The organism is Lysinibacillus sp. NPDC097279, assembly GCF_044761745.1.
Classification (GTDB): domain Bacteria; phylum Bacillota; class Bacilli; order Bacillales_A; family Planococcaceae; genus Lysinibacillus.
In genome coordinates this window covers 303157-317693 of record NZ_JBIWDA010000003.1, presented here as the reverse complement: position 1 = coordinate 317693, position 14537 = coordinate 303157, and the positions used below count along the sequence as shown (strand labels likewise).

Below are 14537 nucleotides of genomic sequence, written 5' to 3'. Positions count from 1 at the left end.
CACTCCTATGCTTGATTTTTATAATTTTGTATTGCTTGAATCGTCGTCTCATAAACACCTTTACCAATGATTTTACCGACATCTGTAATCGGCCCACCATAGCGCATTTCCTCACCTTTTTGCGTTGCCGCAATAAGTAAACTATCTGTCGCAGTACCTGTTGCTATTGTATCGCTACGGTGATCGCGAATGTTTTCCATTTGCAATGCCTTTGTTTTTGCTTCATTTGCAGTCATCAATGCTTGGAAAAACGCCTCTTCTGATAAACAACCATTGATGATGACCCACGTATTAATAGTACCAATATATGGCGTATCCTGTCTTTCGTGTGTGCGAGAGACATCAACAGCATTTCCAACACCCGCCGTGACAACGACAAACACACTACCGAAAGAAGTGCTATATTCATTAAGTGCATAGAGTTGTGTAGGAACAGCAGTTAGCATGACTACTGTGCTAGTTGCTGAAAAATGTTCTCTTTGTAAAAAATCTGTGACCTCTTGTTTCACATCACTAACGACATAATCTCCTGGTACAGAGCGATTTAATAGGCAGTCATACCACCCTATTCCAGGATTATGGACAGCTGAAGAAACTGTTTTTAACGGAACAGTTGATTTTAGCTGGATATAATCGGTTGTTACTTTAAAATCTTCTTTCACAATGATTGCTCGTTGCTGATATTCACTTGATGATGGCATGATGGTAATTTGCGGTTTAGGTATTTCTGGATGGGCGTATGTTGTCACTCTTGCCTTGTAGACATCCTCAATTTGGGAGGCTATTAATACTTTATGTGGTTCACCTAAAGCATGTACACAGCCACTTTCCATTAATAATAATTCATCGCAATAGAGGGAGGCTAAGTTCATATCATGCAACACCATAATTACGGTTAAACCACATTCAATGGCTTCCTTGCGCACCATATCTAAAATTTGGCGTTGATGAGCAATGTCTAAATGATTTGTCGGCTCATCTAACAATAATACTTCCGCTGTCTGCGCTAAAGCTTGAGCTACAAAAACTCGTTGTTGCTCACCGCCTGATAGAAACTCCATTGATGTATGTTCGTAACGTGTGACGCCCGTTTGCTCCATGGCATATTGAACCGCTTGCTCATCTCTTTCTGACCACTGAGAAAAAAATCCAGTTTGATGTGGATAACGACCAAGTGATACTGCCTCACGCACTGTATTGGAAAATGCATTGGCATGTAATTGTGGTAGGACAGCCATCTTTTTTGCCAGCGCGCGCGGACTGTACGTTTTAATATTTTTACCATCCAATGAAACCGTTCCTGCTGTCGCTGGTAATATGCCACTAATTACTTTCAACAATGTTGATTTCCCACTACCATTCGGTCCTAATATACCAAGGACTTTCCCCTTTTCTACCGTAAAACTTACATCCTTGACGATTGGGATGTCCTCATAGCCACCTGATAGATGTTCGACGATAATCATACACGTACCCCCTTGCTTCTACGCTGCTTATAAAAAATATAAGAAAAGACAGGTGCACCAATAAATGCCGTAATAACACCTATCGGTAGCTCACGTGGAATAATGATCGTACGCGCCACTAAATCGCAAATGATAAGTAAAGTTGCCCCATTTAAAAACGATAGCGGCAGTAAATGACGGTGATCTGACCCCCAAATCATGCGGGTCATATGCGGCACAACTAAACCGACAAAGCCGATTGTTCCAGAAACAGCAACTGCCGCCCCAGTAAGCATTGAGCCTCCTACTAAAATTAAATATTTGCTACGCTTTACATTGACACCTAAATGCTTCGCTCGTTCCTCTCCGTAAAGCAAAACATTTAACTCACGTCTTTGCGTCCACAAAATAACAGAGCCAATGACAACAAATGGGGTAATCATTTGTACATACGGCCATCCACGCATTGATACCGAGCCGAGTAACCAACCTATCACTTGGCGGAGCTCTTCACCTGATAACGCTATCATTAATGAAATAAGCGAGCCTAAAAACGAACTAAATATAACCCCCGTTAAAATTAGTGTCTCCATTTTTAGAGAACGGTCTACTATTCTGGCAAAGCTCATCACTGCTACCATCGTAAGGATTGCTCCGATCATACTGAGCGTTGGCAATACATACAAACCGACCACGGGTAGAGAGATGCCAAAAAACAATGTCATAACAGCGCCAACTGAAGCGCCTGAAGAGACCCCAAGCGTATATGGGTCTGCTAACGGATTTTTTAACAACCCTTGAAAGGCTGCTCCCGCAATTGCCAATGATGCTCCTACAAGGCCTGCAAGTAATACTCGTGGCAACCGAATTTTCCATAAAATATTGGCAGCAGTTTCATCTGCCGCTTTATTCCAAAGTACTTCTACCGGAATATGAACCGAGCCTATTGATACGCCACACCAGATGCTAACGATAAGTAACGTAATGGCTGTTACATAGGCAAAAGCTGTTTTTCTCACTCGAAAGCCTCAGGATAGATGGCTTTCGCTAACTCTTCAAGCCCATCTGCTAAACGTGGGCCCTGACGACTTGTCATATTTTCATCTACTTGTACAATCGCTTTATTTTTTACAGCTGTAATTGTATCAAAGCCTGCACGTTGTGGAATTTTCGTTAAAATATCGGGCACATAATTATAAGTGACTACGATAACATCTGGATTTTTTGTAATGATTTGTTCCGCATCAATTTTGAACCAGCCATCCGTATCAGCTGCAATATTTTCTGCATGAATCATTTCTAGCATCTCCTGCATAAACGTATCTTTGCCAGGTGTATAAATTTCTGGTTCATCTGACGTTTCTACAAAGACTTTCTTCGGTTGTACATCCTGCAATTTTGCTTCTATTTCTTCAACCTTCGCTTTCATATTGGCAATAATTTTTTCTGCCTCTGGTAGCTTACCAGTGGCGCGACCTAATTGCTCAATCGTCGTATATGTCTCATTAAAATCACGTGCGTTTGTTACAACAAATACTTTTACACCCGCAGCTTCCAGCTGATCCTTAGCTCCACCTAAAGAAGCTATACCTGATTCATGCGCAAAAACGATATCTGGCTGTAAAGCAATAATTTGTTCAATATTAAATTCCATACTGCCGACCTTTTCCTTGTCAGCTACCTCTGGTGGATAATCATCATAATCATTTACGCCAACGATTTTATCGTTTAAGCCAAGTCCAAATAAAATTTCTGTGTTACTTGGAATAAGCGAAATGATTCGCTCAGGCGGTGCCTCCAGTACAATATCTTTGCCAGTAGCATCTGTCATTGTTAGCGGGAATGTTGCTTCCTCTAGCTGATTTGTTCCTTGTTGCTCCTGTTGCTCTGACGCAGTACTGTCGTCTTTCGGTTCTTGTCCACAAGCCACTAAAATGCCCATTGCTAAAAATGCGGATAAACCTAACTTCCAATATTTTTTCATTGTGAAACCTCCTTAGATTGTATGTGCATGTTTCAGCTCTGTTCAGTTGCATGATCGATATTATGTAGGTATTTCATTATTCGAACTCTCGCCTTTATTTTCAATTATTATCGTCATTAGCTTTCTAAAACATAAAAAATCCCCTCGTCATCATAACGAGAGGCGGTGCTTGCACAAAAAACCACCATCCTATCCTCGTAGGCTGCAATGTATCGTTCTATAAAGGCAGGTCTCCTGGCTCGTGCTTCAAATGCTTTTTCATGCCTTCCCAAAAAAATTTCAGTGGCATTGATAGAAAAAACTCACACTTACAGTGGCGGGACCGCATCGGAATTACACCGATTTCCCTTTTCACTTTACTTTAGTAAAGAACCTTTATAATATTCAGTTGATTTTATTATACATGAAAATCGAAATAGATAACGATAAAAAAAGAGACCTTAAGTTAGCGTCTCTTTTTTATAATTATTGATTTCCAATGCGTGCATGTGCTTTCCGCTTCAAACAATTTCTTTAATTGTTTGCGTGCCTGGCACACCGTAAGCTGGAATGCTACGTCTTATACTGTGTGCGTTCCCGCAGAAGTGTACGTGAGTCTTTCTTTGTTCAACAATTAGAATTTTCGGAATAGTTTGCGTGCCTGGCACAAGAACTATTCTCTACACAATATCCGCAAAATATTGAACAGTTTTCATTGGTGCACCGATCTGGCGTAATGCCCATGTATCTTCTAAATAAATATCAGCTAGCTTTTCATACTTGCCGCCAAACTTCGCTGCCCATTCGACTGCCACTACACTTTCGTATAGATGAGCCATTTTTTTGGCTACTCCCTTTGCCTCGTACGATTTCGTAGCTTCATCCAACGCGCTAAAAGTTTGCAATGTTGTTTCGATTTTCTTCAGTTGTTCCCTTACGATTTGTACCAATGAACAATCTGTTAACTTCGACAAGCGCTCCTGCATCACACGAACAAATAATTCGTGGGCCTGAAATTTATCTACTAAGCGAATGAGCTCTAGCGCTAAAATGTTAGCAGTCCCTTCCCACACCGTAAGTACTTGAGCATCTCTAAGTAAACGTGGCGTTACAAAATCCTCGATATAGCCGTTTCCTCCATGCAATTCAATTGCTTCACTTGCATAATGCACCGCCTGTTCAGCTGTTTCCTTTTTCATGATGGCGATATTCAAACGATTAAGAATGATGTCCTGCTCACTGCCCTGTCCACTCGTTACTTTGTCATACAACTGAATAAGATCAAAAACAGTAGCAACTTCTACATGGAGCTTTGCCGCATATTTCCCTAATGTATCTTGAATCATTGGAAATTGAATTAAAGGCTGCCCGAACGCATTTCGATTTGATACATAATGCTTCGCCTCTAAATAGCCTCGACGCATAATGCCAATGGAGGCAACAGCGTTACAAATTCTAGATAAGTTAAGTGCCTCTAACATATAATAAATTCCTTTATTTTGTTCACCAACGACATATGCTAGTGCACCATCAAATTCCACCTCACCGGATGGCACTGCTCTGACACCAAGCTTATCCTTTAAACGACGAATGCGGAGGTGATTAACCGTTCCATCATCTTGACGCCAAGGTACAGCAAATAATGTTAACCCTTTGGAACCTGCTGAAGCTCCCTCGATGCGCGCTAATACCATCGCCACACCACACATCCCTACATTTGATGCAAAGTACTTCTCTCCATACAACCGATAGTGATTACCGTCTTGAACAGCCTCTACCACATTTGCCCCGACGTCTGACCCGCCTTGCCGCTCCGTTAAAAATGTTGCTCCCTCATATAGCTCTCGATCTCCTGTTGCACAAACATGTGGTAAAAACCTATTCTTCACCTCATCACTCGCATAATGATCTAGTAAATAGGCGGTTGCCATCGTCAAAGTTACTGGACAATAGAAGCCAGGCTCTGCATGTGACAATAAATAACCTTGCGCAAAGCTGTACACATAATTCCCCTTCTTCCCTAACTGGGGAATTTCTTTATGCACATAGCCAACAATCCCTGTGTTATATGTCTCTTCAACCGTTTTTTTGTAGCCTTCATTGACCCAAATTTGCGCTATTTCCTCGCCATACGCATTATAACGCTGCAGCCGCGGTTCTCCCTCTCTATCCGTATGCTTCGCTCTTACGTCAATATCATTTGCACAAAGCTCGCCAAAATCCTCTAACTCCCGTTTAGCATAGTCTAAAAGCTCTTTATCTAGCATCATTTCTAATAGTTTGTGTAATGTCTCATCTTCCGTGAAAAAGTTAGTTGTGCGATTTGCATCTTGCTGTAACACTTTCATCCTTATCTCACCTCTTGTTCCTTCAACGATTGTTTTAATATTTTGCCAGATGCATTTCGTGGTAGCGCTTCCACTCGTTCAAATAATCGTGGAATTTTATATTTTGCTAGATGCTCCTCTAAAAACATTTTAAGTTCGTTTTCATCTATCTCCGCTTTTGTAGCATACACTGCCTTTACGGTTTCCCCCCACTGCGGGTGAGGGACACCGATTACCGCTACCTCAAAAATACCTTCGTAGCTTAAAAGTAAATCCTCGATCTCCTTCGGATAAATATTAACACCGCCCGAAATAATAACATCTTTTTTGCGATCCACAATCCACACAAAGCCGTCTTCATCTTTACGAGCTAAATCGCCTGTTTTCAGCCATCCATCGATAAACGCTGCCTTTGTTGCTACTTCGTCCCTGTAATAGCCCATCATATTGCCTTCACCGAATAACACAATTTCACCTACTTCATTCACACCGACATCTTCCCCATTGTCGTTAATAATACGAAGCTCTGTACCAAGTGGTGCACGCTGACCGATGCTTCCCGCTTTCGAATCATGTTCATTTCCAAACATTAAAGATCCACTTGGGCCTGCCTCTGTTAATCCGTAAACACATGTCAGATTTTCCGTTTGAAAGGCTTTTTGTATATAGTGAATTTCATTTTGTGATAAAGGTGCACCTCCGTAAACCCACCATTTCATCGAAGATAAATCCGCTGTTTGCAATCTCTTCGTTTCGGCTGTTAATAAATAAGCGACAGGCGCTCCGAAAAAGTGTGTTGTTTTTTCTTGTTCAATCGAATCTAGCAATAAATCTGGTGTGAATGTTGGCGTTAATACAATTGTGGAGCCAACAAGGACGCCTGCCATTAAAAATAAATGTAATGGTGCGGAATGCGTTAACGGCATCATAAGGAGAATGCGACTTGTAGGTTTTACTTCCATTTCTACTGCAATCATTTGGGCTACAGTTAAAATATTTCGATAACTAAAAAGGACACCCTTCGGTTTTCCTGTTGTGCCAGATGTATATAATATTGTGGATGCATCGTCTTCATTTAGCTGACAATCAATTGGTTGTGAACTGGCATGTTGTATTAATGTCTCATATTGAAGCCACCCCGCCTCCACATGTCCTGTTTTAATTTTTAAAGGCACACTATGAAGGTGCTCGACGGCAGCAAAAATAGCTTCGTGCACTAAAATAGCTTTCGCCTCGGCGTGCTGTGCAACATACTCTACCTCCTGCAATGTAAATTTAGCATTGACAGGAACGACAATTGCACCAATACGTTGAATTGCAAAATAGCTAACGACAAACTCTACAACATTTGGCATAAAAATAATGACTTTATCATCTTGGCGAATGCCCAGTTCTATTAAAGCGTGTCCGAGGCGAGTAGCTTGCTCATCTAAATCACGATAAGTCACTCTTCTTCCATGACAAACAACAGCTTCTTTTTCAGCATATTTTCGGGCATTACGTGCTAACAAATTTGAACTATTCATCGTGCATCTCTCCCTTTAAAGTTAATAATTTTTCACTAAACATGCCATGTAATTGCAGTAATTCATTTTTCATTTGTGTAAGCTCAGCTATTTTACTATCAATTTCTTGTATTTTTTGGTCGCCATATGCCACAGTACGTTCCAGTTGTTGCATTCCTGAACGATCAAAATCAAAAAGCAATACCATTTCCTTGATTTCTTCTAATGAGAAACCATAACGCTTTCCCCTAAAAATAAGTTTGAGCTTCGCCATTTCTTTTTTTGAGAAGGTACGTTGATTCGTTGCTGAACGATGAGGACATAGAAGCCCAAGCTCCTCGTAATAGCGAATAGTACGTGTAGAAACATTAAATTGCTTTGCTACCTCCTGAATCGTTTTCAAACCAGCTCCTCCTTCACAATTTTCATCAGTATATCATTTACGTTAACGTAAACTTCAACAGAAAAATAGAAATAAACAGAAAATTAAGTACATAAAGAAGGTTAGCCGTGTCAGGCACGCAAACAATTCAGAATTTTTGAAGTGTCAGGCACGCAAACACGTCCACCGACATAAAAAAACCCCGACACATGATTGTGTCGGGGTGATAAAAAGTATATTACATTTTTTCTGGTGCAGATACGCCGATTAGACGTAATGCGTTAGCAATAGTAGTACGTACAGCTGTAATTAGTGCTAAACGTGCTTCTGTTAGCTCTTTATTCGAAGCATCTAATACTTTTTCAGCATTATAGAAGCTATGGAATGCAGCTGCCGTTTCTTGAATATAGTTAGCGATACGGTGCGGTGTACGGTGTTTTGCTGCATCCGCTACGACTTTCGGGAAATCACCAACTTTTTTCAATAAATCAATCTCTTTTTCAGCAGTTAACAGGTTTAAGTTCGCTGTGGAAGCCGCAAAGCCTTGTTCAGTTGCTGAACGTAAAATTGAAGAAATACGCGCATGCGCATATTGCGCATAGTAGACTGGGTTTTCGTTTGATTGGGATACCGCTAAATCAAGGTCAAAGTCCATATGCGAATCACCTGCTGTTTTCACGAAGAAGTAACGCACAGCGTCTAGTCCAACTTCTTCAACAAGCTCACGCATCGTTACAGCATTCCCTGTACGTTTTGACATCTTAAATTTCTCGCCGTTTTTATATAACTGAACCATTTGAATTACTTCTACTTCAAGTGTGTCTCGATCATAACCAAGCGCTTGAATCGCCGCTTTCATACGTGGGATATAGCCATGGTGGTCAGCGCCCCAGATGTTAATTAGTTTATCGAAGCCACGAACAATTTTATCTTCATGGTATGCGATATCTGGTGTAAGGTAAGTGAAAGAACCGTCATTTTTTATTAATACACGGTCTTTATCATCACCAAATGTTGTTGAACGGAACCAAGTAGCGCCCTCTTCCTCAAAAACATGACCATTCGCTTTTAATTTATCTAACGCCACTTCAATTTTTCCGTTTTCATATAATGATGTTTCAGAATACCATACATCAAAATTAACGCGGAAGTTCGCTAAATCTGTTTTCAATTTATCTAATTCTAATGCTAGACCATGTTGACGGAAAAATGCAAAACGCTCTTCATCAGATTTTGATAAAATCGAATCCCCATGCTCACTCGCTAATTTACCAGCAATATCGATAATATCCTGACCGTGATAGCCATCTTCTGGCATATCTGCATCAAGACCTAAAGCTTGCTTATAACGTGCTTCTAGAGAGTAAGCTAAGTTATTAATTTGATTACCTGCATCGTTAATGTAGTATTCACGAGATACTGCATAGCCAGCCATATCTAAAACATTACACAATGAATCCCCTACAGATGCTCCACGTGCATGACCTAGATGAAGGTCGCCAGTTGGATTTGCTGACACAAACTCTACTTGTACTCTTTCACCAGCTCCTGCGTTTGAGCGTCCATAATCCGCACCTTGCTCAAGGACTGCTGTTACAACACCTGCTAAGAAATCTTTACGGACAGTAATATTCATAAAGCCAGGACCTGCGATCTCAATTTTTTCGATATCAGTACCTGTAGTTTCTAAGTTTTCTAAAATTGCCTCAGCAATTGCACGCGGTGGCTTTTTAGCTAATTTCGTTAATTGCATTGCAATATTTGTTGCATAATCACCGTTTGCTTTATCCTTAGGTGTTTCAAGGTGAATCGTTAACTCTGTGCCAGCTTCAACTAAGCCAGCTTTTTCAACAGCCTGTGCAATCGCCGTCTTAATGGCTTGTTGTACTTGTTCTACTGCGTTCATCATTGTACCTCCGTAAATGTAATGTCTAATGTATAATTGCCAACATTTTGTCCACCCATTAGTAAATCATACTGCACATGAAAATCTCCGCGCATTTCATGTCTAGTAAATAACATGTTTTTCGTTTGCGTCACGAGTGGCATTGAACCAAATTCACTTTCATAATGGCCTATTTGTTGTTCAAAAATATTGAGTGGTAAGCGCATTTTCACTGCTCCTGCGCGCATAATAAGTGCCCGTTCTTTGTCTAACTTCATCGTCGTGCGGATTGTTTTTTCATCCTGCACCTCTTCATATTTTAAATATAGGGAATCTGCTTTACTTATAAGCTGCCCATCTAACCACATTTCAAGGGTTTCGGACTCCCCATCAATCGGACGAATCGTCGAAATGAGCTTAATGTTCACCTGCGATTTTTCTTCGTTCACCATCATGGACGCTCCCTTTTATTCTTTTTACTATAACCTTTTTATTATAGGTTAAATGTCTACTTTTTTTCAAGATAGAAGTGAGTATTGTTTTAAAGCATTGGCAGACAAAGGGAAAAGATTTACTATTATTTATAGATCTTCGAGAAAGGAACTACTATTATAGATGTTACTTCACATTTTTGTCAGCTTTTGTATTACCTTTACATTAATCATTTTAACGTATTGGCCGTTTACTCATCCGGCTCGAAGACAATCATTAATTAAAGATTTCAAGCCCATTTTAGTGGGTATTTCTTTTGGTCTGACAGGTCTTATACTAAGTGGCATTTCGTTAAACTATTTGAACGGAACACTTATAAACATCCATATTGTACCGCTTCTCTTTAGTGGACTTATCGGTGGTCCGTGGTCGATTGTTATAAGTGGCATAATAATGGCAATAGGAAGCTTAATCATCATCCCTACACAAGCCATACTCTCAATCACAAGTTTATCAAATATTAATTTACTCGTGGTTTCTATTGCCCTTGCACTTTTGGCATCTAAAAAGCCCATTTCTTTTCACACATTAACAGCTTATTTTTATAGCTTGACGATTGAAATCACGGTAATGCTAGTATTAATTGTTACTTTGCCAGCGATTCTAAAGTTGAAGATTATTTTTGGATTTATAGCCTACGCTCTTTTTACATTTTTTTCAATTTTCGCTGTTATTAAACGTTTACAAGCGACAAGTGAAAAAGTACAGCTAACTTATCATCTTAAAGAAAAAGACTATTTAACACAGCTTCCAAATAATTTAGCAATTCGTTCATTTGCGCAAGGAATGGTTTTAGAAACGGACAATTTTTCAGTGCTACATTTTGACGTCGATGATATGAAAGAAATTAATTTCAAGTATGGACATTTAGCGGGTGATGGGGTTATTAAACAACTCGCCACGATTATTAATGACTACGTAGAAGCTATAAACGGTATTGCCGCACGAGTTGCTGGGGAGGAATTTTATATTATATTAAAAAATGCTCCTCCAGCCATCGCTCTATATCACGCTGAGAAACTGCGACATAAAATTGCACTTCATTCTTTCAACATTAATACAGAGCAAACTACGCCATTAACAGTGTCGATCGGTATTAGCTCAAGTCCTGATAACGGTATAGCGTTTGATGAGCTTTCCATTATCGCCGCACAAGTTACAGCTGATATAAAAGCATCAGGTGGTAATCAAGTCTTACATGCTAATAACATCAAATTCGACAATGAAAACTAATATTTTGATTTACTGCCAAGAGAATCTACAAAACTACGCAGATTCTCTTAGCATTTTGCTAATAGTTATTGACAGTTATTTACTCTAACACTACATTTATATTATGATTTATCAGAATTTTCTACCTATTAATAGAAATGAGGAGTGCTCATGTTAACCGTTGAAAAAATCCAAGCCGCCAAAATTAAACTTGCACCTTATATTTACCAAACGCCTGTCGTTCGCTTACACGGACTTGACGATTTGTTAAATTGCAACGTTTCGATAAAAGCCGAAAATATGCAAAAAACGAATTCCTTTAAATTACGTGGTGCTCTTAATAAACTGTTGTCGATGCCACTTGAACAATTACAGCATGGCGTTGTTGCGGCCTCCTCTGGCAATCACGGAAAAGGTGTTGCCTTCGCAGCGAAACTATTAAATATTCCAGCAACAATTGTTTTACCAGAGACAGCACCAAGTATAAAAGTTGAAGGTATTCGAGCGCTAGGTGCAAACGTTGTTCAATGTAAACTGGCAGAACGGCATTTAATTACGGAAGCACTAAGTTTAGAACACGGTTATGCCATTATTCACCCTTATGATGATTATGACATTATGGCTGGCCAAGGAACGGTAGCATTAGAAATATTAGAACAACTCCCTCAAGTAAATGCACTCGTTGTGCCTATTGGTGGGGGTGGGCTAATAAGTGGGGTCGCCACTGCTATAAAAGCTTTAGCTCCTCATGTCAAAATAATTGGGGCAGAACCAGCTGTCGTCTCACGTTATTCAGAAAGTATAAAGTCTGGTGAAAGATTACTTTTAAAAGAGCAAAAATCTTTGGCAGATGCACTCTTACCTTTACAACCTGGTGAGCGAAACTTCCCGATTGTTCAAAAACTTGTCGATGACATTGTTCGTGTAGACGAGGCTTCTATAGAAAATGGGATGAAAACATTGCTAGAAGCAGGCAAAATATTGGCTGAGCCCTCCTCTGCTATTGGAATCGGGGCCGCTCTTCAAGGGAATTTACCTATTACTAAAAACGATCATGTTTGCTTCCTTATTTCAGGCGGCAATGTGGGATTAAATCAATTACACAATTTATAAGGGGGCTATCATTTAAAGTACGAAGGTGAGCTATATGATTAAAATTGATACATTTATTGCAATCGAAACAAAAAGTTTCTATTCACATACGGTTGAACAGCTCCAACATGAATTTACTAGTATTCAAAGTAAAAATGCGCTACAGATTATCTCAAAAAATCTAACGCAAAGTAAAGGTCATTTTTTACATGGTGCTATTATTGTGGAAATTGATGGTGTTCAAATTACGTCGTTGTTTGATTGGGATGATTGTGACTTAATATGGCCAGGGTTTTTAACGATGGTGATTGATTATTTACAAGATGGATTTGGTGAAACTGCTATATCATTGAATAATATTCAATGGACTTTAGAAAAAATTATTACGAAGCCAAATCATTTAGTCATTTTTTCGTCAAAGCATGGTACGGGGAAAATCACTAAGGGTGTTTGCAACGAATATGACTTTCTTCAAGCAGTTTTGCTCAGCGCACATCAATACTTGACGTTAAGACAACAAGATACACGAACACAAACTTTAAATGGCATGGCTGAAAAATACAATTACCTCAAGTGTCAGGCACCCAAAAAATTTACAAACAAATAAGGCTAGCTCATCGCTAAACCTACTCACTTTTTTTAGGTAACTTAAAAGAGCATCCACAATGAAAACTGTGGATGCTCTTTCGCCTTTCAGCTTTATCAAAATTTACTAAAAGGAATAATGCCTTTACGACCAAACGAGTGGTTATCACAAATGAAGCACTCTGTATAAGAAAGCAACAAACTGCGCACGTGTGACAGGTTCATTCGGTCTAAAACTGCCATTATCCCCTAACGCAATTCCATAATCTTCGAGAATAGCAATATAATTATGAGCCCAATGTGTTGCAGGAACATCTTCGAAATGACTTGTCCCCTCTGAAGTTAATCCAAATGCCAACACGATGATTTTTGCCAATTGCGCTCGTGTTAATGATTCACTTGGATGGAAGAATCCATTGGACCCGTCTATAATTCCTGCCTGCTGCAACTTCATAATGCCCTCATAGTATGGATGATTTGCTGCAACATCATTAAATGGCGTTATCTCGCGACTTGGCACTAACGCAAAGGCACGAGCGATAATAATTGCAACATGCTGACGCTGAATTGCATCATTTGGACGGAAAGTTCCGTCTGGATAACCATTGATTATTCCACGCATTGCTATATCCTCAATCATTTCTTTTGCCCAGTTTGTAGAAATATCACTGAATGTTATAGTTGGCGTTGGATTTTCTGGCACTTCAGGTTGGATAGGATTTTCTGGTTCTACTGGGATTTCTGGTGTAGGTGTTGGTTTAGGATCTGGTTTTGTTTCTGGCGTGGGAATATAACCACCACCACTTCCCCCTGATGAACTATTTTCTATCCACTTCGCATATAGCGTTGTATTCCCTACTACCGTATCTTTTGAAAAATCCCACGCGTTAATAAGCGTAACTTCTTTATACCATCCACCAAATGTATAACCTAGTTTCGTCGGTGCAGTCGGTTCTGTTATTTTTCCGTTGTATGATACATTCTGAGTAGTGACACCACTGCCTCCATTTGATTCAAATGATAATGTATAACGATTAACTTTCCACAAGGCATACAGCGTAATATTCGAGGCGTTAATAGTAAACGTGTTATTTGCGATATAGCTTATCCCACTACCATCTGCTTTTGTATTCCAACCACTAAACGTAAAACCAGTCTTCACTAGATTGCCAGTATTATCAGCTACTGTAACGCTATGTCCATTTTCATAAGTTTGACTATTGACTGGTGCTTGTCCACCCGTTGCTCCATTTCCGTCGTATTTTACTGTATATTTAATCGGAGCTGTTTTATTGATACTGAATGTGATGGTAATTGAGTTACCAGCGTCATCCGTAACAACGAGCACATACGAGCCTTCCGCGTCCACAGCCATCCCACTCACAAACGGAATACCATTTAGTGTTGCAGTACCTTCGTTAAATGTAATGGTTTTTGAGGAATTGTAACTTCCTCCTTCCGCTACACCGCTGACAAATGGCGCGGTCTTATCGATGGAAAATGTAATGGTTGTCGTATTACCAGCGTTATCCGTAACAACAAGTACATATGAACCTTCCGCGTCCACAGCCATCCCACTCACAAACGGAATACCATTTAGTGTTGCAGTACCTTCGTTAAATGTAATGGTTTTTGAGGAATTGTAACTT

At 39.7% G+C, this 14537-nt stretch carries 12 protein-coding genes and 1 riboswitch; of the genes, 3 read left to right on the top strand and 9 right to left on the bottom strand.

The annotated features are described in order from the left end of the window. Positions 1 to 5: 5 nt before the first annotated feature. From ACIQ1H_RS15215 to ACIQ1H_RS15180, 8 genes are all read right to left on the bottom strand, one after another. Positions 6 to 1466: an adenosylcobinamide amidohydrolase gene (locus tag ACIQ1H_RS15215; RefSeq protein WP_402889839.1), complete on the bottom strand. Its 1461-nt coding sequence runs from the start codon at positions 1464 to 1466 to the stop codon at positions 6 to 8. Then, entirely contained in the window at positions 1463 to 2464 is a 1002-nt protein-coding gene (locus ACIQ1H_RS15210; protein ID WP_402889838.1) for a FecCD family ABC transporter permease, read from the bottom strand. The genes ACIQ1H_RS15215 and ACIQ1H_RS15210 overlap by 4 nt, the downstream gene beginning before the upstream one ends. After that, positions 2461 to 3429, bottom strand: coding sequence for an ABC transporter substrate-binding protein (locus tag ACIQ1H_RS15205; RefSeq protein WP_402889836.1), 969 nt, complete (start codon positions 3427 to 3429; stop codon positions 2461 to 2463). The genes ACIQ1H_RS15210 and ACIQ1H_RS15205 overlap by 4 nt, the downstream gene beginning before the upstream one ends. Before the next feature lie 207 nt (positions 3430 to 3636). Then, a riboswitch (cobalamin riboswitch) is annotated at positions 3637 to 3821 on the bottom strand. A 267-nt stretch (positions 3822 to 4088) separates the two neighbouring features. After that, on the bottom strand, positions 4089 to 5756 hold the full coding sequence (locus tag ACIQ1H_RS15200) for an acyl-CoA dehydrogenase family protein (protein ID WP_402889834.1): 1668 nt from the start codon (positions 5754 to 5756) through the stop codon (positions 4089 to 4091). Between the two features lie 2 nt (positions 5757 to 5758). Further along, positions 5759 to 7261, bottom strand: a complete 1503-nt coding sequence (locus ACIQ1H_RS15195; protein WP_402889832.1) for a class I adenylate-forming enzyme family protein — start codon at positions 7259 to 7261, stop codon at positions 5759 to 5761. Further along, entirely contained in the window at positions 7254 to 7643 is a 390-nt protein-coding gene (locus ACIQ1H_RS15190) for a MerR family transcriptional regulator (protein ID WP_173478648.1), read from the bottom strand. The genes ACIQ1H_RS15195 and ACIQ1H_RS15190 overlap by 8 nt, the downstream gene beginning before the upstream one ends. Before the next feature lie 217 nt (positions 7644 to 7860). Beyond that, positions 7861 to 9528, bottom strand: a complete 1668-nt coding sequence (gene argS, locus ACIQ1H_RS15185; RefSeq protein WP_402890036.1) for an arginine--tRNA ligase — start codon at positions 9526 to 9528, stop codon at positions 7861 to 7863. Beyond that, positions 9528 to 9959 (bottom strand): YwiB family protein, encoded by a 432-nt coding sequence (locus tag ACIQ1H_RS15180; protein WP_402889830.1) that lies wholly within the window; start codon positions 9957 to 9959, stop codon positions 9528 to 9530. Before ACIQ1H_RS15180 ends, argS begins: the two co-directional genes overlap by 1 nt. Before the next feature lie 163 nt (positions 9960 to 10122). On the opposite strand from ACIQ1H_RS15180, the gene ACIQ1H_RS15175 reads away from it, so the two are divergent. The 3 genes from ACIQ1H_RS15175 to ACIQ1H_RS15165 all read left to right on the top strand — a co-directional run bounded on the left by ACIQ1H_RS15175 (position 10123) and on the right by ACIQ1H_RS15165 (position 12910). After that, entirely contained in the window at positions 10123 to 11232 is a 1110-nt protein-coding gene (locus tag ACIQ1H_RS15175; protein ID WP_402889828.1) for a GGDEF domain-containing protein, read from the top strand. 150 nt (positions 11233 to 11382) lie between these two features. After that, positions 11383 to 12324, top strand: coding sequence for a threonine ammonia-lyase (locus ACIQ1H_RS15170; RefSeq protein WP_402889827.1), 942 nt, complete (start codon positions 11383 to 11385; stop codon positions 12322 to 12324). A gap of 34 nt (positions 12325 to 12358) precedes the next feature. Continuing rightward, positions 12359 to 12910 carry a hypothetical protein gene (locus ACIQ1H_RS15165; protein WP_402889825.1) on the top strand — a complete coding sequence of 184 codons (552 nt, stop codon included), beginning with the start codon at positions 12359 to 12361 and terminating at the stop codon, positions 12908 to 12910. Positions 12911 to 13054: 144 nt separating this feature from the next. Here ACIQ1H_RS15165 and ACIQ1H_RS15160 read toward each other — a convergent pair. Next, positions 13055 to 14537 (bottom strand): S-layer homology domain-containing protein (locus ACIQ1H_RS15160; protein WP_402889824.1); only part of this gene is annotated, 1483 nt, incomplete at its 5' end.